Below are 21,998 nucleotides of genomic sequence, written 5' to 3' on the forward strand. Positions count from 1 at the left end.
GTTTAATTTTTTGTCATTATGCGTTAAGAGCGTTAAGTCTTTTCGCTAAACGAGATTTTTTACGGGCTGCCGCATTTTTATGGATTAATCCTTTAGATGCAGCTTTGTCTAATTTCACAGCAGCTGTTAAAAGAGCTTCTTTAGCAGCTTCAACGTTTTCACCAGCTAATGCAACTTCAGCATTTTTCACTGTAGTACGCATAGTTGATCTAACAGTAATGTTATGAACGCGTTTTTTGTCGTTAATTTTTACACGTTTAATAGCAGATTTAATGTTTGGCATTCCGTTCACCTCCTACAAAGAAATCGAGATTATATGAACTCGACTTTTCAAATCCATATCAAATAGCACAAGTGATATTCTATCAGACTGCTCATAAATATGCAATACTTCAGATTGAKAATCGAAAAGGAATTATAATTTCAGGAATAAATTCATCTCGTCATGGTTCATTGTACCAAAAAAATGAATAATAAAAAAGCAAAAACGACAGAATGTTTAAGAGAGACTATGGAAATTACTAGATTAGATATCAATTCAAACATCAGGAGGCCGTTATGGAAAATAATTTGGACCTTAGTGAATACGGAATTCGAACAGATTTGGCGATTGAAGCAAAGGAAATTGCCCTTGAACATAAAGGTGTTGTTGAGGAAGTGGATGTATCCCGAATCGAAGGGGTCATTATTAAGGAAAAAGAAGTGGATGATCTGAAGGTATCCTTAGTCGAGGTCACGGCTGAGGGGGAAAAAGAAATCGGTAAAAAAAAGGGCAGCTACTTGACCATCGAAGTCCAGGGGATCCGCCAGCAGGATACGGATACCCAGCAGCGGGTGGAAAAGGTGTTTGCCAACGAACTGGCTTACTTCTTGCAACGGAATAAAATCACCAAAGAAAGCAGTTGTTTAGTTGTCGGACTTGGTAATTGGAATGTTACTCCCGATGCTCTAGGGCCTGCTGTCGTTGAGAATCTTGTAGTCACGAGGCATTTGTTCGAATTGCAGCCGGAGTCCGTCCAGGAAGGCTATCGCCCGGTCAGTGCGATTTCCCCTGGTGTGATGGGGATTACGGGAATCGAGACGAGTGACATCATAAAAGGGGTCATCGAAAAAAGTAACCCTGATTTCCTGATTGTCGTTGATGCCTTGGCTGCCCGTTCGATCGACCGTGTGAATTCAACGATTCAAATTACGGATACAGGCATCCATCCAGGTTCTGGTGTGGGAAATAAACGAAAAGAATTGAGTCAGGAAACACTGGGAGTTCCTGTTATAGCTATTGGAATACCAACCGTAGTAGATGCCGTATCCATTGCCAGTGATACGATTGATTATATATTGAAGCATTTTGGCAAGGAATTGAATGAAGGGGACAGACCATCACGTTCATTGGCACCCGCTGGATTCAGTTTTGGAAAACGTACAAAGCTGACCGAAGAGGATATGCCAGGCGAAAAGGAACGCCAAACCTTCTTGGGGATGATAGGTGTCCTCCCTGATGAAGAGAAACGGAAATTGATATATGAGGTGCTGTCACCGCTTGGCCAAAATTTAATGGTTACACCGAAGGAAGTGGATGTTTTCATTGAGGATATGGCCAATTTGATAGCCAATGGGTTAAATGCAGCGCTGCATCATTCAATAAATCAAGAAAATACCGGTTACTATACCCGTTAAATCATTTTAAGTGCCCAAAAATGGTGTTCTACCCTTTCTAGCAAAGTCATAGGTATTAATAGACAAGCTATAGAGAGGGTGGAAGAATGAAAAGAAGAAATTCGCCAGGAATCATAACAGCCATTCACGGATCAACAATAATAAAAACTTTTCTAGGTATTCTCGCCTTGCTTCTTTTTGTTTTTTCAGTCAGCGGGGTCATGACTTCCCTAAGACCGGAATATCGGATATCCTCGAATTCCGTACATACCGTTGCGAACCAATTTTCAGGAAAAATGCTGTTCGCGATGCTGGCAAATGAAAATCATTATTTTTTTAATGCCCTGCCAGAAGGTAAGCAGGAATCGGTGATCACGAATCAATTGATAAAAGTCTCGACTAACATTTCATTTGAGGACCCGCGAAGTTTACTTGGCCGGGAACTTCCTGGCTTCTCGATTTTTGATAATGAAATCCTCGTGGCTGGGGAGGGGACGAATTATACAAATATGCCGTATGAATCCTCACCGCCTGTAGACGTCCTGAATGAAGAAAGGGATGCATCCCTGCAAAACCTGGATAAGATTGAAGAACCGGAAAAAGGAGTGGCCAATCAGCCGAATCAAACGACCAATGGCCGGAAAGTGGTCGAGATTTATCATAGCCATAACCGGGAATCGTACCTTCCTTATTTAAAAGGCGTGACCAATCCGGATCTGGCCTACCATTCTAAAATCAATATTACGAAACTCGGGAAAAGGATGGTTGAAGATCTGGCTGATAAGGGGATCGGTTCCTCGCTCGATAAAACGGATATCATGGGAAATCTCAATAATAAAGGATTGAATTATACCAAATCCTATCAAGAATCCCGAAAGTCAGTCCAGACGGCATTGGCCACTAACAAAGATTTGGAATATCTGATTGATATCCATCGCGATGCAAAGCGGAAAAAGGATACGACAATTACGATCAAAGGTAAAGAGTATGCCAAAATCGCCTTCGTGATCGGGGGCAATAATCCGAACTATGAAAAAAATGCCGCACTTGCCAATAAGCTTCATATAGCTTTGGAGAAAAAATACCCAGGGATTTCACGCGGGCTTATGAAACAGGGCGGAACTAGCCATAATGGTATATATAATCAGGATTTGTCAGGCAATGCCATGCTCATTGAAATTGGCGGTGTTGATAATACATTCGAGGAAATGTACTTAACCGTTGATGCCTTTAGCGATGCTTTCAGCGAATTTTATTGGGATGCCAAAGCAGTGGATAAAACGACTGGGGAATCGGAAGCGAAGTAATTGAAAGGAGTTCTCTATCATGGTTCGATTTTGGTTGAAATGTACAGGGATTGTACTCGTATTATTTTTAGGTGTCCTTATTGGGATGCAGCAAGCGAACGATGGGATGAAAAAAATGAAGGGGTATGAGGATCCCTCTTTGAATAGTGCATTCATCATTAACCAATCGGACAAAGGGGAGATGGAAGCGGATATCCTTGGACAAAAAGTAACAAGTCATGATTTGGAGACGAAAAAAGAAAAGCTTGAAGAAATGAAAGCATTCAACTTTTTCTCTTCGATCGGCAAAGCACTTGGAGATACCATATCAGGGGCCTTCCAAGCACTTATCGATATGATTTAGGTGTGGAATAAGTTGAGTGTGCCCTATCCAAAGGCTGCATCCGAATCCGGAATGCAGCCTTTTTTTTTGCTTTGCCCTGTAATGATGCTTCTTTTGTAACTATTCTGTTGAATCTTGCATTTTCTATTGATATAATAAAAAATAGTGTATTGTGTCGACTAGTGGGAGTGAACGTCATGAATAGAGAAGAAAAATTAAAAAGACAATCAAAGATTCGTAACTTTTCCATCATCGCTCATATTGATCATGGTAAATCTACATTGGCGGATCGTATCATTGAAAAAACGAACGCCATGACTCAGCGTGAAATGAAGAGTCAACTGTTGGATTCCATGGATTTAGAGCGTGAGCGTGGAATTACGATTAAATTGAATGCGATTCAATTGAAATATAATGCGAAAGATGGCGAAGAATATATTTTCCATCTTATTGATACACCGGGACATGTCGATTTTACGTATGAAGTGTCACGAAGCCTTGCAGCTTGTGAAGGGGCTGTCCTTGTTGTCGATGCGGCACAGGGTATTGAGGCCCAAACGCTTGCAAACGTGTATTTAGCTTTGGACAACAATCTGGAAATCATTCCGGTCATCAATAAAATTGATTTGCCGAGTGCCGATCCGGAACGGGTACGTGGAGAAATCGAGGAAGTAATCGGATTGGATGCTTCCGATGCAGTTTTGGCTTCAGCTAAAGCGGGAATCGGAATCGAGGAGATTTTGGAGCAGGTCGTTGAATTGGTCCCAGCTCCACAGGGAGATCCCGATGCCCCGTTCAAGGCGCTTATTTTCGATTCACTGTTTGATGCGTACCGCGGTGTGGTTGCTTATATCCGTGTTGTTGAAGGTTCCATTAAAGTGGGCGACAAAATCAAAATGATGTCCACGGGCAAGGAATTTGATGTAACCGAATTGGGTGTCTTCAATCCAAAGACCCAGCTGTTGGATGAACTGAACGTCGGTGATGTAGGTTTCCTTACGGCAGCCATTAAAAACGTTGGTGATACGACTGTTGGTGATACGATTACCGGTGCCGTAAATAGTGCGACAGAACCATTGCCGGGCTACCGGAAGATGAATCCGATGGTATATTGCGGTCTATACCCAATTGACGCATCGAAATTCAATGATTTACGGGATGCGTTAGAGAAATTGGAATTGAACGATTCAGCGCTGCAGTTCGAAGCGGAATCATCGCAAGCATTGGGCTTCGGTTTCCGTTGCGGATTCCTTGGACTCCTTCATATGGAAATTATCCAGGAACGGATTGAACGTGAATTCAAAATTGATCTGATCACAACTGCGCCGAGTGTTATTTATGATGTGATCCAAACAGACGGAACGGTCCTGAAAGTAGATAACCCGTCTAATATGCCAGATGCTCAAAAGATTGAACGGGTCGAGGAGCCATACGTCAAAGCGACGATGATGGCACCGACGGAGTTCGTCGGAACGATCATGGAAATCTGTCAAAATAAACGCGGCAACTTCATTGATATGGAATATATCGATGAGACCCGTGTGAGCATTCATTATGAAATACCTTTATCGGAAATCGTGTATGATTTCTTCGATCAATTGAAATCCAATACAAGAGGCTATGCTTCATTCGATTATGAGTTGATTGGCTACAAACCGTCCAAGCTTGTGAAGATGGATATCTTACTGAATGCTGAAACTGTCGATGCTTTAAGTTTCATCGTTCATAAGGACTTTGCCTATGAACGCGGTAAAGTCATTGTTGAAAAATTGAAGAAATTGATTCCAAGACAACAATTTGAAGTGCCGATCCAAGCGGCAATCGGGCAAAAAATCGTGGCTCGTTCTTCGATTAGTGCAATGCGCAAAAACGTATTGGCTAAATGTTACGGCGGCGATATTTCCCGTAAACGTAAGTTGCTCGAAAAACAGAAAGAAGGTAAAAAGCGGATGAAACAGGTAGGTTCCGTTGAAGTGCCGCAAGAAGCTTTCATGGCTGTTTTGAAAATGGATGATACGACACCAAAAAAATAAATAAAATAAACGATAGATAGAAAAAAGAGGGTAGAGGAGATCTAGCCTCTTTTTCTATCGACTCATTCGATTAAAAGGTTGTGAACACAATGATTAAAAGCGCCTACCTCCATATACCATTTTGTGAACATATTTGTCACTATTGTGATTTTAATAAAGTGTTTTTGCAGGGACAGCCGGTCGACGATTATTTACAGATGATGAAAAGGGAAATGGAGATGCAGCTTTCCAAATACCCGACTGCAGGATTGGATACTGTTTTTGTCGGTGGAGGGACACCGACCTCCCTAGATGAAAAGCAGCTTGCATTCTTATGTGAAGCAATCAATGAAACCCTGCCATTTGACCCCAAAAAGGCTGAATATACATTTGAAGCCAATCCAGGGGATCTTTCGAGAGAAAAACTCGAGATACTTTATCATTCAGGTGTCAATAGACTTAGCTTTGGTGTGCAAAGCTTCAATGATGATTTATTAAAACGAATTGGCCGGACCCACCGGGCTCTGGAAGTATATGAAACGATTCATCTGGCTCAAGAGGTTGGCTTTACGAATATCAGCATCGATCTGATTTATGGATTGCCGGGCCAAACGATGGAAGATTTCAATGATACGCTGGATAAAGCGATTGCCCTTCAATTGCCGCATTATTCGAGCTACTCATTGATCGTTGAACCGAAGACGGTTTTTTATAATCAGATGCGAAGGGGTAAATTAAACCTGCCGCCGCAGGAGCTCGAGGCTTCGATGTATGAGAGGCTGATGGAAGAGATGGAGAAGCATGGTCTGCATCAATATGAAATCAGTAATTTTGCCCGTGAAGGGTTTGAAAGCCGGCACAATCTGACATATTGGGATAATGCGGAGTATTATGGGATTGGTGCCGGTGCACATGGCTATACTGGAGGAACAAGAGTGGCCAATCATGGTCCGGTGAAAAAATATATCGCACCATTGATGGCGAACCAGCTGCCTGTTTTGGAGAAGCACCCAGTACCGCTTCATGAACGGATGGAAGAGGAGATGTTTTTGGGTCTCCGAAAAACGGAAGGAGTTTCATTGGAAATCTTCAAGAATAAATTTTTTGTTGAAATGACGGAGATTTTCAGGAAACCGCTCGAAGAAGAATCGGCAAAGGGTCTGCTTAAGATAGAAGGCGGGTTCGTGCGCTTGACCGAACGGGGAAAATTGCTTGGAAATGAAGTGTTCCAATCATTTTTAGGCGTTATTGATTCCGAGTGAAGTAAATCTATGTTATTTTAACGATGAATTAGGGGTTTTCATTGTTGACATCATAAGCTTCATTTGATAATTTATTAGTATATTAGCACTCGGAGAGACAGAGTGCTAACAGAGGTGATCATACATGCTAACTGATCGTCAATTATTGATTCTACAAGTGATAATCGAGGATTTTATCCATTCTGCACAGCCAGTTGGGTCACGAAGCTTGTCGAAGAAAGATGAAATTACGTTCAGCTCTGCCACAATTCGAAACGAAATGTCCGATCTTGAAGAAATGGGATTTCTAGAAAAAACCCATACTTCTTCCGGCAGGATTCCTTCTGAAAAAGGGTATAGATATTATGTGGATCATTTACTTTCTCCTCAAGCTCCGAAAAAGAATGAAATGAAGATATTAAAATCCGTATTTGTAGAACGAATTTATGAATTGGAAAAGATCGTTCAAAAGTCAGCGAAAATACTTTCGGAACTGACGAATTATACGGCGATTGTACTGGGGCCAAAAGTGAATGAGCATAAGCTGAAAAAAATCCAGATCATTCCTCTGAGCCCCGAAACGGCAATAGCCATCATTATCACTGATACAGGTCATGTGGAAAATCGAATGATTTCCTTACCGCCTTCTTTGGATATAAACGAAATTGAAAAGATGGTGAACATATTAAATTCCCGTTTGGTCGATGTTCCGCTGGTTGATCTAAAGGATAAGATTTATAAGGAAGTGGCTGTTCTTTTGAGTCGTCACATCCATAACTATGGATCGATGGTCTCGGTCCTGGCGGATACCCTGACGGACACAAAACCCGAAAAGATATTTTTCGGCGGGAAAACGAATATGCTGAGGCAGCCGGAGTTCCATGATATTGCTAAAGTAAGCACGCTTTTATCAATGATTGAGCAGGAACAGGGATTTTATGAACTCATTACCCAAAATCCATCGGGCATCCACGTCAAGATTGGCCGTGAAAATCAAAACACAGTGCTCGATGACTGCAGTTTGATTACGGCAACCTACTCAATCGGGCAGGAGCAAGTGGGCACATTAGCCATATTGGGTCCAACGAGAATGGAATATTCGAGAGTGATCAGTTTGCTTTCGTTTTTCTCGAAAGATTTAACGGCCCTGATGACAAAACTGTATCAAAAATAGGAGCAAAGGTAATATTGTTAAGGTGGCGGAGGTCATACTCCGCAGCCTGACGTATTACTTTAGCATAAATTGTATAACCCTTTTAGGGAGGTGAGATTGTGACAGAAAATAAAAACGAAGAACAAACATTGGAAAATCAAACAATCGAGGAAAGCGCTGCAGATGCAGTTTTCGCTGAAGATGAAATTCCAGCTGAACAAAACCAGGAGGAAACTCCGGTTGAAAAAGATGAACTTCAATTGGCTCATGAAAAGATTGCTGAGCTTCAGGCAAAAATCGAAGAAATGGATAACCGTTATCTTCGTCTGCAGGCCGATTTTGATAATTCAAGACGCCGTGCCAAGCTTGATATGGAGGCGGCTCAAAAATATAGAGTTCAAAGTATTGCCATTGATTTAGTGGAGGCTCTTGATAATTTTGAAAGAGCTACAAAAATCGAAGCGGAAAATGAACAGACGAAATCCCTGCTATCTGGCATGGAAATGGTCTACAAAGCGATTACTGATGCATTGACTAAAGAAGGCATCGAACCGATCAGTTCGGTTGGTGAAGAGTTCGATCCGCGTTTGCATCAAGCGGTCATGCAAGTTCAAGATGAAAACTTCGGTTCTAACATCGTCGTCGAGGAATTCCAAAAAGGATACCTTCTTAAAGACCGTGTTATTCGACCTGCAATGGTAAAAGTGAACGAATAAGATTTTTACATATAATAATTGGGAGGTAGTGAAACTATGAGCAAGATTATTGGTATTGACTTAGGTACAACAAACTCTTGTGTATCTGTACTTGAAGGCGGGGAACCAAAAGTAATCCCGAATCCAGAAGGAAACCGTACAACACCATCCGTAGTGGCATTCAAAAATGGAGAAAGACAAGTGGGAGAAGTGGCAAAACGCCAAGCGATTACTAACCCTAACACGATCATTTCCATTAAACGCCATATGGGTACCGACCATAAAGAAGTAATTGAAGGAAAAGAATACTCACCTCAGGAAGTGTCTGCAATCATCCTTCAATACTTAAAATCATACGCTGAAGAGTATCTTGGCGAAAAAGTTACAAAAGCGGTTATCACTGTACCTGCTTATTTCAATGATGCAGAACGTCAAGCAACTAAGGATGCCGGTCAAATTGCTGGTCTTGAAGTGGAACGTATCATCAACGAACCGACAGCTGCAGCACTTGCATACGGTTTGGATAAAACGGAAGAAGATCAAACGATCCTTGTATTCGACCTTGGCGGCGGTACATTTGACGTATCGATCATGGAACTTGGGGATGGCGTTTTCGAAGTTAAGTCGACAGCCGGTGACAACCGTCTAGGTGGAGATGATTTCGACCAAGTCATCATCGATTACCTAGTAGAAGCATTCAAGAAAGAAAACGGAATCGACCTTTCAAAAGACAAAATGGCGGTTCAACGTTTGAAAGATGCAGCTGAAAAAGCGAAAAAAGATCTTTCCGGCGTAACTTCAACTCAAATTTCTTTACCATTCATCACAGCTGGAGATGCTGGCCCGCTTCACTTGGACGTAACGATGACTAGAGCTAAATTCGATGAGCTTTCTTCAGGTCTTGTGGAACGCACTATGGGACCAACTCGTCAAGCATTGAAAGATGCTGGCCTTTCAGCATCTGAAATCGACAAAGTAATCCTTGTTGGCGGATCTACACGTATTCCTGCGGTTGTTGAAGCGATCAAAAAGGAAATCGGTCAAGAACCAAGCAAAGGTGTAAACCCTGATGAAGTAGTGGCCATGGGTGCTGCAATTCAAGGTGGCGTATTGACAGGGGATGTTAAAGACGTAGTCCTTCTGGATGTAACTCCACTTTCACTTGGAATTGAAACGATGGGCGGAGTATTCACGAAACTGATTGACCGTAATACTACGATTCCGACAAGTAAATCACAAGTATTCTCGACAGCGGCTGATAATCAAACGGCAGTTGATATCCATGTCCTGCAAGGTGAACGTCCAATGTCAGCGGATAACAAAACTCTTGGTCGTTTCCAATTGAGTGACATTCCACCGGCACCGCGTGGAATTCCACAAGTTGAAGTGACATTCGATATCGATAAAAATGGTATCGTGAACGTTCGTGCGAAAGATCTTGGCACGAACAAAGAACAAGCGATCACCATCAAATCATCTTCAGGCCTTTCTGATGAAGAAATCGACCGCATGGTACGTGAGGCGGAAGAAAATGCCGATAGCGATAAACAACGTAAAGAAGAAGTCGAACTTCGTAACGAAGCTGATCAATTAGTTTTCCAAACGGAAAAAACGCTTAAAGATCTAGAAGGTAAAGTTGACGAAGCGGAAGTAACTAAAGCGAATGAAGCGAAGGACGAACTGAAAGCTGCAATCGAGAAAAATGAGCTTGAAGAAATCCGCGTGAAAAAAGATGCACTTAATGAAATCGTTCAAGCTTTGACAATGAAGCTTTATGAAGAAGCGGCAAAAGCTCAGCAAGCTGGTGAAGCCGGTGCTGGCGAATCTGCTCAGGACGATAATGTAGTTGATGCAGAGTACACGGAAGTTAACGAAGAAGAGAAAAAATAAAAAGTGACCCAATCGGGACACTGATATATATTGGGCAGTTGATTTCTGCCTGCCATTGTAGAAAAGTCAAAGTCAGGTTATCTTGACTTTGGCTTTTTTTACAGTGGATGGAATCATTGCCAGGAAGTGTTGGTATCTGATTTTCTTTTGTTCTTACAATCGCTGGTGGGGAATCATGGAAATTTAGAGAGAAATGTGTGCAAATTGGGACTGGCATTACAATTTACAAAAAAGTGTTAAAGCCGTTTGTACTTTTCTAGTTGATTATTATCTTCGTTCAGTGATAATATTACCTTTATGTGAATCGAATCGGGAGTGGATTTTAGATATGAGTAAACGCGATTATTATGAGGTGTTAGGCCTTTCGAAGAGTGCTTCGAAGGATGAAATCAAAAAAGCGTATCGTAAGCTCTCCAAACAATATCACCCTGATATTAATAAAGCGGACGATGCTGCGGATAAATTTAAAGAAATCAAGGAAGCTTACGAAGTATTGAGCGACGAACAGAAAAAGGCCCATTATGACCAATTCGGACATACAGATCCAAATCAGGGCTTTGGCGGTCAGGACTTTGGTGGTTTCGGCGGTTTTGAAGATATTTTCAGCAGTTTCTTTGGGGGCGGCGGACGCAGGAGAGATCCGAATGCACCACGTCAAGGGGCGGATTTACAGTATACGATGACGCTTTCTTTTGAAGAGGCTGCATTTGGAAAAGAGACTGAAATTGAAATTCCGCGTGAAGAGAATTGTGATACATGCAAAGGATCAGGTGCAAAACCAGGTACAAAAGTGGAAAACTGTTCACATTGTCATGGGACCGGTCAATTGAATGTAGAACAAAACACAGCGTTCGGAAGGATTGTGAACCGGAGAGCATGTCATCATTGTCAAGGAACAGGAAAAATCATTCCTAATAAATGTTCAACATGCGGCGGGGACGGAAAAGTCCAAAAACGTAAAAAGATCCAAGTTAAGGTGCCAGCAGGAATTGATGATGGCCAGCAATTGCGTGTAACCGGACAAGGCGAGCCAGGAATCAATGGCGGACCAGCCGGAGATCTGTATGTAGTCTTCCATGTGCGCAGTCATGAATTCTTTGAGCGGGATGGCGATGATATCTATTGTGAAATGCCTGTTACTTTTGCTCAGGCCGCACTAGGGGATGAAATAGAAGTTCCGACCCTTCATGGTAAAGTGAAGCTGAAAATCCCTGCCGGTACACAAACGAGCACGCGCTTCCGTTTAAAAGGCAAAGGTGTTCCTAATGTCAGAGGATATGGGCAAGGAGATCAACATGTGGTCGTATTAGTGGTCACACCTAAAAAATTAACGGAAAAACAAAAAGACCTGCTTCGTGAGTTCAGCGATACCAGCGGTCAAGGTATTGATGAACATCATGATGGTTTTTTCTCAAAAGTGAAGCGTGCTTTTAAAGATAGGTGAATTAAAGTAAAAGAACAAATTGGGAGTTGGTAGATTATGAAGTGGTCTGAATTTGCAATCCAAACAACGAATGAAGCGGTTGAACCTGTTTCGAATATTCTTCATGAGGCAGGTGCCAGCGGTGTTGTCATTGAGGATCCTCTAGAATTAGTCAAGGAACGCGAAAATGTTTTTGGCGAAATCTACCACTTAAACCCAGATGATTATCCGGATGAAGGTGTATTGATTAAGGCTTATTTGCCAGTTAACAGCTTCCTTGGTGAAACTGTTGATGCTATAAAGGAATCAATTAATAATCTCCTTCAATTTGATATAGACCTTGGGAAGAATATTGTTTCAATTAGTGAAGTGAATGAAGAAGAATGGGCGACGGCTTGGAAAAAATATTATAATCCCGTCAAGATTTCCGAACGGTTTACCATCGTACCGACATGGGAAGATTATACTCCTGTCAGCAGTGACGAATTGATCATTGAACTTGATCCCGGCATGGCCTTCGGAACAGGGACACATCCGACAACGGTCATGTGCATCCAAGCGCTGGAACGTACAGTTCGTCCAGGGGATTTAGTTGTTGATGTAGGAACGGGTTCTGGGGTTCTAAGCATTGCTGCTGCGTTATTGGATGCCGAACGAATCCAGTCCCTTGATTTGGATGAAGTGGCTGTACAGTCAGCTATTCAAAATGTGGAACTTAATAACGTTCAGAATAAAGTGTCCGTTTCACAAGGCAACTTGCTGGATGGTGTGAATGAACAAGCGGATGTCGTCGTGGCTAATATTCTTGCCGAAGTGATCATGCGATTTACGGATGATGTAGCGAAAGTGGTTAAACCTGGCGGATATTTCATCGCTTCTGGGATCATTCAACCAAAGAAACAAGATGTGAAGGATGCGATTATAGGATCTGGATTCACCATTGAGGAAACGATCTTGATGGAAGATTGGGTAGCAATAATAGCGAAAAGAAATGATTAATTGAAAAAGTTACTCTGATTATCGGGTATTTTGATAGTCAGAGTACCTTTTTTTAGCTTGAATCCTTGCATGGCTTGCATTCGGGAAACCTGACTGTTAGCCGCTGTATGTATTTTAGACTAGATGAAGTAGGTGGCAGTGTGCAACGGTATTTTCTTAACGAAGAAGACATCAATGGAAACACGGTGACGATATCAGGTGATGATTTTCACCATATCTCCAGGGTGATGAGAATGGGACCGGGAGAACGGATAATCACGGTGAAAGCTAATGGTATGACTGCTGTCACGGAAATTTCCGAAATAACTGATGAAGTTGTTATAGGGACTGTTATCGAATGGAAGAATGAAGAAAAGGAACTTCCTGTGAGGGTTGTGATAGCGAGCGGTCTGCCTAAAGGGGATAAATTGGAATATATCGTACAAAAGGGTACGGAACTGGGTGCGGTTGAGTTTATCCCTTTTATTGCTGCTCGTTCGGTGGTAAAATGGGACCACAAAAAGGTAGGCAAGAAATTGGAGAGGCTCCAGAAGATTTCAAAAGAGGCGGCCGAGCAATCTCACCGCACCGTTATCCCTGCCATCAAGGAGCCGATGACGGCAGATCAGCTAGCTGGGTATGCAACTGGTTTCGATCATAAATTAATCGCTTTTGAAGAAGAGGCAAAGCGGGGGGAAACTTCTGTACTCGCTTCGGTCCTGAAGGATATCACCGGAGGGCAATCGATCTTATTTGTCTTTGGTCCTGAAGGTGGTTTAGCAGATAAGGAAATTGAAAAACTGTCTGATGCCGGTTTTGTAGCTTGCGGTCTTGGACCAAGAATATTAAGAACTGAAACAGCACCTTTATATGCACTTTCCGCTGTTTCTTATCATGTAGAACTTTTGAGGTGATGAAAAATGGCAACGGTCGCTTTCCATACATTAGGCTGTAAAGTGAATCATTATGAAACAGAGGCTATTTGGCAATTATTTAAAACTGGGGGATATGATCGTGTTGAGTTTGAAAATACATCAGATGTATATGTCATCAACACATGCACGGTGACAAACACTGGCGATAAGAAAAGCCGTCAGGTCATCCGTCGTGCCATTCGTAAAAATCCGAATGCCGTCATAGCGGTAACGGGATGTTACGCTCAGACATCGCCAGCTGAAATCATGGCCATACCAGGTGTGGATATTGTTGTAGGAACACAGGACAGGGTTAAACTTCTTGATTATATCGAGCAATTCAAGGTTGAGCGTCAACCAATCAATGCTGTAGGAAATATCATGAAAAACCGTGTCTATGAAGAGTTGGATGTACCTGCTTTTACAGACCGTACACGCGCTTCGCTAAAGATTCAGGAAGGTTGCAATAATTTCTGCACTTTCTGCATCATACCTTGGGCTCGTGGCTTGATGCGTTCCCGCGATCCGAAGGAAGTCGTTCACCAAGCTGAGCAGCTTGTCGAGGCAGGCTATAAGGAGTTAGTCCTGACCGGAATCCATACTGGCGGCTACGGAGACGATTTGAAGGACTATAATTTGGCGATGCTGCTGCGGGACTTGGAAAAAATCGATGGGCTGAAGCGTATCCGTATTTCATCCATTGAAGCCAGCCAAATTACAGATGAGATCATTGAAGTGCTGACGAATTCGAAAAAAGTCGTACGTCATCTGCATATACCAATTCAATCGGGTTCCGATACAGTACTAAAACGGATGAGACGTAAATATACGATGGATTTCTTCGGTGATCGAATTGAAAAGTTGAAAATTGCACTTCCAGGTCTTGCTGTTACCTCTGATGTCATCGTAGGTTTCCCAGGTGAAACCGAAGAAGAATTCATGGAGACATATAACTTTATAGAAAAATATAAATTCTCCGAACTTCATGTTTTCCCTTATTCAAAACGGACAGGGACTCCGGCTGCCCGTATGGAGGATCAAGTGGATGAAGATGTCAAAAATGAACGTGTCCACCGGCTTATCGCTTTGTCGGATCAGCTGGCAAAAGAGTATGCCTCCCGATTCGAGGGTGAAGTTCTGGAAGTCATTCCTGAAACGAAGTTGGAAAATGGCCTTTATGAAGGCTACTCCGATAATTATATGAAAATCGTTTTCCCGGCTTCAGATGAAATGGTCGGTGAAATCGTAAAAGTGAAAATTACAAAGTCTGGCTATCCATTTAGTGAAGGACAGTTCGTGACGATCGTAAAGGATTTACCATTGCAACAAGCATCAAATATTTAAGACGGCGATTTAACGCTGTCTTTTTTTTATTCTCTGTTTGATGTGTTTTCTTGGAACGTTCGGGTAAAGACTATATATATCGTCAAAGTGGATAAATTATGGTATGATTAGAGGTACGTACAACTAGTTATAGATTGTTTTTGAGGAGGATTATTAATGTCACAAAATGTAGCAGGTTTAATTGACCACACGTTATTAAAAGCAGATGCAACCAAAGAGCAAATTAAGGTATTATGCGAAGAAGCGAGAGAGTATAACTTTGCTTCCGTATGCGTAAACCCGACATGGGTTAAGTATGCAAGCGAACTTTTGGAAGGGTCAGAAGTGAAAGTTTGTACGGTTATCGGGTTCCCTCTAGGTGCAACCACACCGGAAACTAAAGCTTTTGAAACGAAAGATGCCATCAGCAATGGTGCTCACGAAGTCGATATGGTGATCAATATCGGCGCATTGAAGGACAAGGATGATGAGTTGGTAGAGCGGGATATCCGTGCTGTGATAGCTGCATCCACTGGTAAGGCTCTATCGAAAGTAATCATTGAAACCTCTCTATTGACTGAGGAAGAAAAAGTCCGTGCTTGTGAACTGGCAGTAAAAGCGGGAACGGATTATGTTAAAACATCAACTGGTTTTTCGACCGGCGGTGCGACTGTTGAAGATATCACGCTCATGAGAAAAACGGTCGGTCCCGATATCGGTGTCAAAGCTTCAGGTGGTGTCCGCAACACGAGTGATGCCCAGAAAGTGATTGAAGCTGGTGCAACAAGAATTGGTGCGAGTGCAGGTGTCTCCATCGTAAAGGGCTTAACGGCTGAATCCGATTATTGATTTTTTTAAAAGGCGGAGAATAATTTTTCTCCGCCTTTTTTTATTCCCTTTTTCCCACCACGTCTGATCGCGCTTGCTTCATTCCTGTCCAAGAAAAAGCTCTCCACGGCAAAGAATGAAAGATGTATCAATTTTGAATTCTCACTACTTATTTTTGGAACCAGCAACTTTTAAAGAAAACCGCACAAGCGGCGAGTTTCAGAGTTAGAATGGCGAATTCACGAGTAAAGCACCGAAATTGAGTGAATGTCATGAAAATGCAAAAGAAAACGCCCCAAAATTAAGCCAAAGCACGCAATTTTGAGGAGGAAAATGAAATTCACGAGTAAAAGCGCAAAATTCACGAGTAAAGCACCGGAATTCACGAGTAAAAGCGCAATATCACGAGTAAAAGTGCAAAACTCACGAGTAAAGCACCGGAATTGAGTGAATGTCATGAAAATGCAAAAGAAAACGCCCCAAAATTAAGCTAAAGCACGCAATTTTGAGGAGGAAATTGAAATTCACGAGTAAAGCACCAAAACTCACGAGTAAAAGTGCAAAATTCACGAGTAAAGCACCGAAATTCACGAGTAAAAGTGCAAAACTCACGAGTAAAGTACCGGAATTGAGTGAATGTCATGAAAATGCAAAAGAAAACGCCCCAAAATTAAGCTAAAGCGCGCAATTTTGAGGAGGAAATTGGAATTCACGAGTAAAAGCGCAAAATTCACGAGTAAAGCACCGAAATTCACGAGTAAAAGTGCAAAACTCACGAGTAAAGCACCAAAACTCACGAGCAAACCGCCGAAATTGTCCCCAAAGCCATTGACTTTTAGGTCAGGCCTTTATTTTTTAGGGGGACGGTGCACCCAAAGAATGAAGCTGGAGAATTGGCGTGCGAAAGGCAGGACAGCCAAAGAAGTCAAGATATTGAAAATGACACTAGCATGGGCGAGTTGTTTCCCCTCGTTTTCGGTGAAAAAGGCAGCCGTTCGTTCCAGGATGTCCACAAAAGGCAGGAATGCAGCAACCCCGATGACGTTTAGCCAAATATGTGCATAAGCTGTGAAGGCAGCTTGTCTACCAGACCCGATGCTGGCCATGTATCCGGTGATGCAAGTGCCTATATTGGATCCAAACATGATGATGATTGCGGAATTGACGGATAACTCCCCATTCATCAAAAAGCTCATGGCTATCCCGATGGTAGCCGAACTAGAGTGAATGAGTGCCGTCAATAATATCCCTGCTAATAGGGCATAACTCATATGGCCCTCTATGTAATTAATGAGCGTTTGTATGGATGGATAGGCTGCAATTGGTGTCGAAAGTGTTTTAAAACCACTCATAGCCGCGAAGATGGCCGAGATTCCGATCAGTGTCATCCCTAAGCTTCGCGATAATACATTTGGCATGAAGCAAAGGAAAGCGCCGCTGATGACACCTGGAATGATCCAACCATCCAAAGAGAAGGTCATGAACTCTGCCGTGAAGGTGGATCCGATATTCGTTCCAAGAATAATCCCGATTGTTTGCGGGAACGTTAAGCTTCCTGCAGAAACGAGGCCGACAGTCATGACCATGACCGCCGAGCTGCTCTGCAAGATCCCTGTAAAGATGGTTCCGGCCATGAAACCCTTCCATGGTTTATCCGTTACTTTTGAGAGAAATGTTTTTAATGCTGCACCGGACATATTGAACAACCCGATTCGTAAAACTGACATACCAGCCAAAAATATCGCAATGAATAGTAGGAATAAAAATAGTTCATACATGACTGTCACCCCTTTAATAACTTATGGTCCGTTAAGGGGAGACATGCTATAAATTGGGTTTCCATGCCGTTGAATGATGGTTTAAAGAAAAATTATGATAATAACATGATAATATTCAAAATAAGTTTGATTTTATTGGTTGACCTGCTAAAGATGATATATTATAATTGTTTAGTACATGTATAACATGTTGACAACTTGAGTTAGTGTGTTGTTTTCGGAGGGAGGGAAAGAGATGTCTAAAACCGTCGTTCGTAAAAACGAATCGCTTGAAGATGCTCTTCGTCGTTTCAAACGTACTGTATCTAAAGCAGGATCGCTTCAGGAAGCTAGGAAGCGTGAATTTTATGAAAAACCAAGCGTAAAACGTAAGAAAAAGTCTGAAGCTGCAAGAAAACGTAAATTCTAAGAGAGGGTGGAAAGATGAGTCTTCTCGAGCGTTTAAATAATGATATGAAACAAGCGATGAAGAACAAGGAAAAGGACAAACTATCTGTTATTCGGATGCTGAAAGCTTCTATTCAAAACGAAGCACTGAAGCAGAGACAAGATTTAACAGATGATGAAGAATTGACAGTGCTCTCTCGCGAATTAAAACAACGCAAAGACTCCCTCCAGGAGTTTGAAAACGCAGGTCGTTCCGATCTCGTGGATAAAGTCCGCACCGAACTAGTATACGTAGAGGCATATATGCCTGAGCAACTTTCAGAAGAAGAGATTTCTAAAATTGTTAAACAAACGATTGAAGAAGTCAATGCAACATCCAAAGCAGATATGGGGAGAGTTATGGGAGCTTTAATGCCTAAAGTTAAAGGTAAAGCGGATGGTTCTCTAGTAAACAAATTAGTACAACAACATCTATCTTAAACTCGAAACTTAAAACTCGAAACCTAACCGCAGGCAAATTGCCTGTGGTTTTTGTGTATTTCCTGGTTTTTGTGCGTATATTATTGAAGATAATATGGGCACTTTCAATTTTATTTGCTTTTTTTGAAACCTTTTTCATATACATACGTAATAACTAAAGAACAGAGTATAGGGTTGCTTCATTTGCTCCTTATTCGAATTTTAGTTGCGGGCTGAATTTTACTGGTAAGTATCTTCCTGAAAATTGGAGGCACTTACAGCGTTTAATACGGTAAAGGGGGGCGTTCTGGCTGAAAATTTGGCGTTATTTATCTGTACTCTTATTTGGATTGCTGTTCACCATGTCTTCATTTGGAGGATCGGTGGTTTCTGCAAAAGAGAAGATCGTTTACCATGTTCCAATTGAAGAAACGGTGGAAAAGGGACTCTCGGCCTTTTTGGAGCGTGCGCTGACCACTGCTGAAGCTGCTGATGCAGATCTTGTGGTATTCGAGGTGAACACCCCTGGAGGCGCTGTGGATGCAGCAGGGGAAATTGCGAAGTTACTGTCCGATTCACCAATTAAGACTGTTGCTTACGTGAATAACAGGGCTTTATCTGCAGGTGCATATATTTCCCTAAGTGCAGATGAGATCTATATGGTTCCAAGTGCCACTATGGGATCAGCGGCAGTGATTGATTCAACGGGGAACGCTGCAGGTAAGAAAGCCCAATCTTATTGGCTGGCTGCCATGAAGACTGCTGCAGAACAAAATGGTCGCGATCCCATATTCGCTCAGGCGATGGCGGATGATGACATCGACCTTCCCGAATATGGGGCGGAAAGAGGAAAGTTGCTGACATTTACAGCTGAACAGGCAAAAAAGGCTGGTTATAGTGAAGGCACCGTCTCTGGGAAAGCGGAGTTGTATAGTATACTTGGGGTTGAGGATGCCGATATTCGGTCAATCGAAGAAAGCTTTCCAGAGAAACTTGCCCGCTTTTTGACCAATCCGATTGTCGTCCCGATTTTATTGACGATAGCAGGAATCGGGATTGTGATTGAATTGTTTTCACCTGGTTTTGGAATTCCGGGGGTAATTGGGATCTCCAGTCTTGTCTTATTCTTCTATGGTCATCTTGTCGCTGGTATCACCGGGTACGAATCGTTAGCGATGTTCATCATTGGGGTCATTCTTGTATTAGTTGAGTTTTTTATCCCAGGGGGGATTATCGGGCTGCTTGGATTTACGGCGATTGTGGGGAGTTTATTCCTCGCATCAGGTGATCCGGTTAATATGACGATATCCTTGCTAATTGCGGTCACCGTATCCATTTTGGTATTCATCCTACTTGTAAAGGTGTTTGGAAAACAAATGAAATTTTTCAGGAAAATGATATTAACCGATGCAACAAAAACGGAACAAGGATATGTCAGCAATCCGAATCGAGTGGATTTATTAGGTGTGGAAGGGAAGGCCCTTACAGATTTGAGGCCTTCAGGAACAGCTTTAATCAAAGATGAAAGAGTGGATGTCGTGACTGAAGGAAGCTTTATTTCCAAAGGTTCGTCAATCATGATCGTTAAAGTTGAAGGATCTAGGGTGGTCGTCCGGGAAATTCCGGATTCAAATTAAAAAATTTTTAGAAACAGGAAGGATGAATCATTAAGTGATAACTTCAGGAACGATATTTATTGTACTGGCAGTGATTGCTGCCATAATCGTATTGGCAGTGTTTTTCACATTCGTACCAGTAATGTTATGGATTTCCGCTTTAGCGGCAGGAGTCAAAATCAGTATATTTACATTAGTAGGGATGAGGCTTCGCCGTGTTATACCAAGCAGGGTTGTCAATCCGCTTATCAAGGCCCATAAGGCTGGAATCAATGTTTCAACGAATCAATTGGAGAGCCATTACCTTGCAGGCGGTAATGTCGATCGCGTAGTGAATGCTTTAATTGCTGCAGAACGTGCCAATATCGTGTTACCTTTCGAACGGGGTGCAGCTATTGACCTTGCAGGTCGGGATGTACTGCAAGCCGTTCAAATGAGCGTTAACCCGAAAGTGATCGAAACTCCATTCATCTCTGGTGTAGCGATGAATGGTATTGAAGTGAAAGCGAAGGCGAGGATTACGGTCCGTGCCAATATTGAACGTCTAGTCGGTGGTGCCGGCGAAGAGACAATCATTGCCCGTGTAGGTGAAGGGATCGTATCGACGATCGGTGCTTCGAAAATGCATACGGATGTACTTGAAAACCCCGATTTGATTTCAAGAACGGTTTTATCAAAAGGGTTGGATTCTGGAACGGCATTTGAAATTCTTTCCATTGATATCGCTGAAGTGGATATCGGGAAAAATATTGGGGCCATATTACAGACTGACCAAGCTGAGGCCGATAAGAAAATAGCCCAGGCAAAAGCCGAAGAACGCCGTGCAATGGCTGTTGCACTTGAACAGGAAATGGTTGCCCGTGTTCAGGAAATGAGAGCGAAGGTTGTTCAATCAGAAGCGGAAGTTCCGTTGGCAATGGCCGATGCACTGAAAAGCGGAAATCTGGGAGTGATGGATTATATGAATATCCAAAACATCACGGCAGATACGGATATGCGCGATTCCATCAGTAAAATATCCGAAAATCCAAAAGATGGAAATAACAACAATAATAATAATTAGGTCAGGGAAGGGAGGTCTTTAAATGGGAGATATTATTGATTTCTTTCTCAAGAACCCATTCCTTATCATTGTCTTGATCGGTATTTTAACGTCCATGTTAGGAAAGAAAAAGCAGCCTCAGCAAAATGGTGATCCAAACAGGCCTCCGAAAAAGAACTGGCAGGAGGTCATGCGGGAGCTTCAAGGTGAAATGTCACAAGGGGATCAGCAGCAAAGGCCTGCCCCTGCTCCCGTAAGGAAAGTCGAACAGCAGGCAACGCAGGCTGTTGAAGTAAACGATGAGACGAAGAATGAAGCGAACAAAAGGATTGCTGAGCTTAGACGGCTTCAGCAGAAGTACGATCAAGAGCGTTTATATCAAAAAGCGAAGGCGGATCAAATTACATCAGCGATATCTGATAACAGCAGTCCGGTCTATCGCAAAGGACCTTCTTTTGGCAAAAAGCAGCTGATTGATGGCATCATCATGTCAGAAGTGCTGGGACCACCAAGGGCGAAGCGAAGTCTTCAGAGGTCCAGAAGGTAACAGAGTGCAACACCGGGCTTTTTTCATTACATCCTTGATGCCACGAAAAAATAGGCTTTCATTCCCTTATAATTTTGTGCTAGAACCCTCTTTCATTTCATACATTGAGATGAAAGGGGGTTCTTTTTTATGGCACGCAATTGGGGAAAAAAAGTGAAACAGCTTATGACCAAAACAATGGACCTTCCGCAAGATGTCATGATGGACCTGCCGCGAATTACAATGATCGGACAATTACATATTTATATTGAAAACCATCGTGGCTTATTGGCTTTTACAGACAGCGAAGTGCGATTGATGCTGAAAAATGGGCAGTTGCTGATAAAGGGAAACGCCTTTGTCATAAAGACGATTTTGCCGGAAGAAATCATGCTTGAAGGCAAAATTGACAAGGTTTATTTTATCAATGAATGATCCCGGGAGGTCT

General features: G+C 42.4%; 22 protein-coding genes. 20 read left to right on the plus strand and 2 right to left on the minus strand.

The features are described from left to right. Positions 1-16: 16 nt before the first annotated feature. On the minus strand, positions 17-283 hold the full coding sequence (gene rpsT / locus AC1DVK_RS04415) for a 30S ribosomal protein S20 (protein WP_034308554.1): 267 nt from the start codon (positions 281-283) through the stop codon (positions 17-19). 275 nt (positions 284-558) lie between these two features. Between rpsT and gpr the strand changes: the two genes are divergently transcribed. The 14 genes from gpr to AC1DVK_RS04485 all read left to right on the plus strand — a co-directional run bounded on the left by gpr (position 559) and on the right by AC1DVK_RS04485 (position 16,421). Next, positions 559-1,677, plus strand: coding sequence for a GPR endopeptidase (gene gpr / locus AC1DVK_RS04420; RefSeq protein ID WP_410861855.1), 1,119 nt, complete (start codon positions 559-561; stop codon positions 1,675-1,677). An 86-nt stretch (positions 1,678-1,763) separates the two neighbouring features. After that, positions 1,764-2,963: a stage II sporulation protein P gene (gene spoIIP, locus AC1DVK_RS04425; protein ID WP_089361554.1), complete on the plus strand. Its 1,200-nt coding sequence runs from the start codon at positions 1,764-1,766 to the stop codon at positions 2,961-2,963. Positions 2,964-2,982: 19 nt separating this feature from the next. Further along, positions 2,983-3,306, plus strand: coding sequence for a YqxA family protein (locus tag AC1DVK_RS04430; RefSeq protein ID WP_061464120.1), 324 nt, complete (start codon positions 2,983-2,985; stop codon positions 3,304-3,306). Between the two features lie 176 nt (positions 3,307-3,482). Continuing rightward, the gene (gene lepA, locus AC1DVK_RS04435) at positions 3,483-5,318 is read left to right on the plus strand and encodes a translation elongation factor 4 (RefSeq protein ID WP_410861854.1); all 1,836 of its coding nucleotides are present in this window, start codon (positions 3,483-3,485) and stop codon (positions 5,316-5,318) included. A gap of 89 nt (positions 5,319-5,407) precedes the next feature. Further along, entirely contained in the window at positions 5,408-6,559 is a 1,152-nt protein-coding gene (gene hemW / locus AC1DVK_RS04440) for a radical SAM family heme chaperone HemW (RefSeq protein ID WP_410861853.1), read from the plus strand. A 124-nt stretch (positions 6,560-6,683) separates the two neighbouring features. Next, positions 6,684-7,712 carry a heat-inducible transcriptional repressor HrcA gene (hrcA, locus tag AC1DVK_RS04445; RefSeq protein ID WP_061464116.1) on the plus strand — a complete coding sequence of 343 codons (1,029 nt, stop codon included), beginning with the start codon at positions 6,684-6,686 and terminating at the stop codon, positions 7,710-7,712. A gap of 98 nt (positions 7,713-7,810) precedes the next feature. Further along, entirely contained in the window at positions 7,811-8,407 is a 597-nt protein-coding gene (gene grpE / locus AC1DVK_RS04450; RefSeq protein WP_410861852.1) for a nucleotide exchange factor GrpE, read from the plus strand. A 36-nt stretch (positions 8,408-8,443) separates the two neighbouring features. Beyond that, complete coding sequence (dnaK, locus tag AC1DVK_RS04455; RefSeq protein ID WP_061464114.1) at positions 8,444-10,276, plus strand: molecular chaperone DnaK; 1,833 nt, start codon at positions 8,444-8,446, stop codon at positions 10,274-10,276. Between the two features lie 328 nt (positions 10,277-10,604). Further along, positions 10,605-11,720 carry a molecular chaperone DnaJ gene (gene dnaJ / locus AC1DVK_RS04460; RefSeq protein ID WP_089361550.1) on the plus strand — a complete coding sequence of 372 codons (1,116 nt, stop codon included), beginning with the start codon at positions 10,605-10,607 and terminating at the stop codon, positions 11,718-11,720. 36 nt (positions 11,721-11,756) lie between these two features. Continuing rightward, positions 11,757-12,698 (plus strand): 50S ribosomal protein L11 methyltransferase, encoded by a 942-nt coding sequence (gene prmA, locus AC1DVK_RS04465; RefSeq protein ID WP_061464112.1) that lies wholly within the window; start codon positions 11,757-11,759, stop codon positions 12,696-12,698. Positions 12,699-12,838: 140 nt separating this feature from the next. Then, a complete protein-coding gene (locus AC1DVK_RS04470) occupies positions 12,839-13,591 on the plus strand; it encodes a 16S rRNA (uracil(1498)-N(3))-methyltransferase (RefSeq protein WP_477625936.1) in 753 nt (250 codons plus the stop codon). 6 nt (positions 13,592-13,597) lie between these two features. Beyond that, positions 13,598-14,935 (plus strand): tRNA (N(6)-L-threonylcarbamoyladenosine(37)-C(2))-methylthiotransferase MtaB, encoded by a 1,338-nt coding sequence (gene mtaB, locus AC1DVK_RS04475; protein WP_477625937.1) that lies wholly within the window; start codon positions 13,598-13,600, stop codon positions 14,933-14,935. A gap of 156 nt (positions 14,936-15,091) precedes the next feature. Beyond that, entirely contained in the window at positions 15,092-15,763 is a 672-nt protein-coding gene (deoC, locus tag AC1DVK_RS04480; protein ID WP_061464109.1) for a deoxyribose-phosphate aldolase, read from the plus strand. A 496-nt stretch (positions 15,764-16,259) separates the two neighbouring features. Next, entirely contained in the window at positions 16,260-16,421 is a 162-nt protein-coding gene (locus AC1DVK_RS04485; RefSeq protein WP_477625938.1) for a hypothetical protein, read from the plus strand. Positions 16,422-16,590: 169 nt separating this feature from the next. On the opposite strand, the gene AC1DVK_RS04490 is transcribed toward AC1DVK_RS04485, so the two are convergent. After that, entirely contained in the window at positions 16,591-17,520 is a 930-nt protein-coding gene (locus tag AC1DVK_RS04490) for a Na/Pi symporter (protein ID WP_477625939.1), read from the minus strand. Positions 17,521-17,755: 235 nt separating this feature from the next. Between AC1DVK_RS04490 and rpsU the strand changes: the two genes are divergently transcribed. The 6 genes from rpsU (at position 17,756) to yqfC (ending at position 21,985) form a co-directional block, all read left to right on the plus strand. Beyond that, positions 17,756-17,929, plus strand: a complete 174-nt coding sequence (gene rpsU / locus AC1DVK_RS04495; RefSeq protein ID WP_028391853.1) for a 30S ribosomal protein S21 — start codon at positions 17,756-17,758, stop codon at positions 17,927-17,929. Between the two features lie 14 nt (positions 17,930-17,943). Then, the gene (locus AC1DVK_RS04500; protein WP_089361544.1) at positions 17,944-18,387 is read left to right on the plus strand and encodes a GatB/YqeY domain-containing protein; all 444 of its coding nucleotides are present in this window, start codon (positions 17,944-17,946) and stop codon (positions 18,385-18,387) included. A 341-nt stretch (positions 18,388-18,728) separates the two neighbouring features. Further along, complete coding sequence (locus AC1DVK_RS04505) at positions 18,729-20,003, plus strand: NfeD family protein (protein ID WP_410861846.1); 1,275 nt, start codon at positions 18,729-18,731, stop codon at positions 20,001-20,003. 52 nt (positions 20,004-20,055) lie between these two features. Then, positions 20,056-21,045 carry a flotillin-like protein FloA gene (gene floA / locus AC1DVK_RS04510; protein WP_410861888.1) on the plus strand — a complete coding sequence of 330 codons (990 nt, stop codon included), beginning with the start codon at positions 20,056-20,058 and terminating at the stop codon, positions 21,043-21,045. 22 nt (positions 21,046-21,067) lie between these two features. Continuing rightward, the gene (locus tag AC1DVK_RS04515) at positions 21,068-21,571 is read left to right on the plus strand and encodes a hypothetical protein (protein WP_477625940.1); all 504 of its coding nucleotides are present in this window, start codon (positions 21,068-21,070) and stop codon (positions 21,569-21,571) included. Positions 21,572-21,700: 129 nt separating this feature from the next. Next, positions 21,701-21,985, plus strand: coding sequence for a sporulation protein YqfC (gene yqfC, locus AC1DVK_RS04520; RefSeq protein WP_034308511.1), 285 nt, complete (start codon positions 21,701-21,703; stop codon positions 21,983-21,985). Positions 21,986-21,998 lie beyond the last annotated feature (13 nt).

The sequence above is a fragment of the Peribacillus sp. P4_B1 genome (assembly GCF_056402395.1).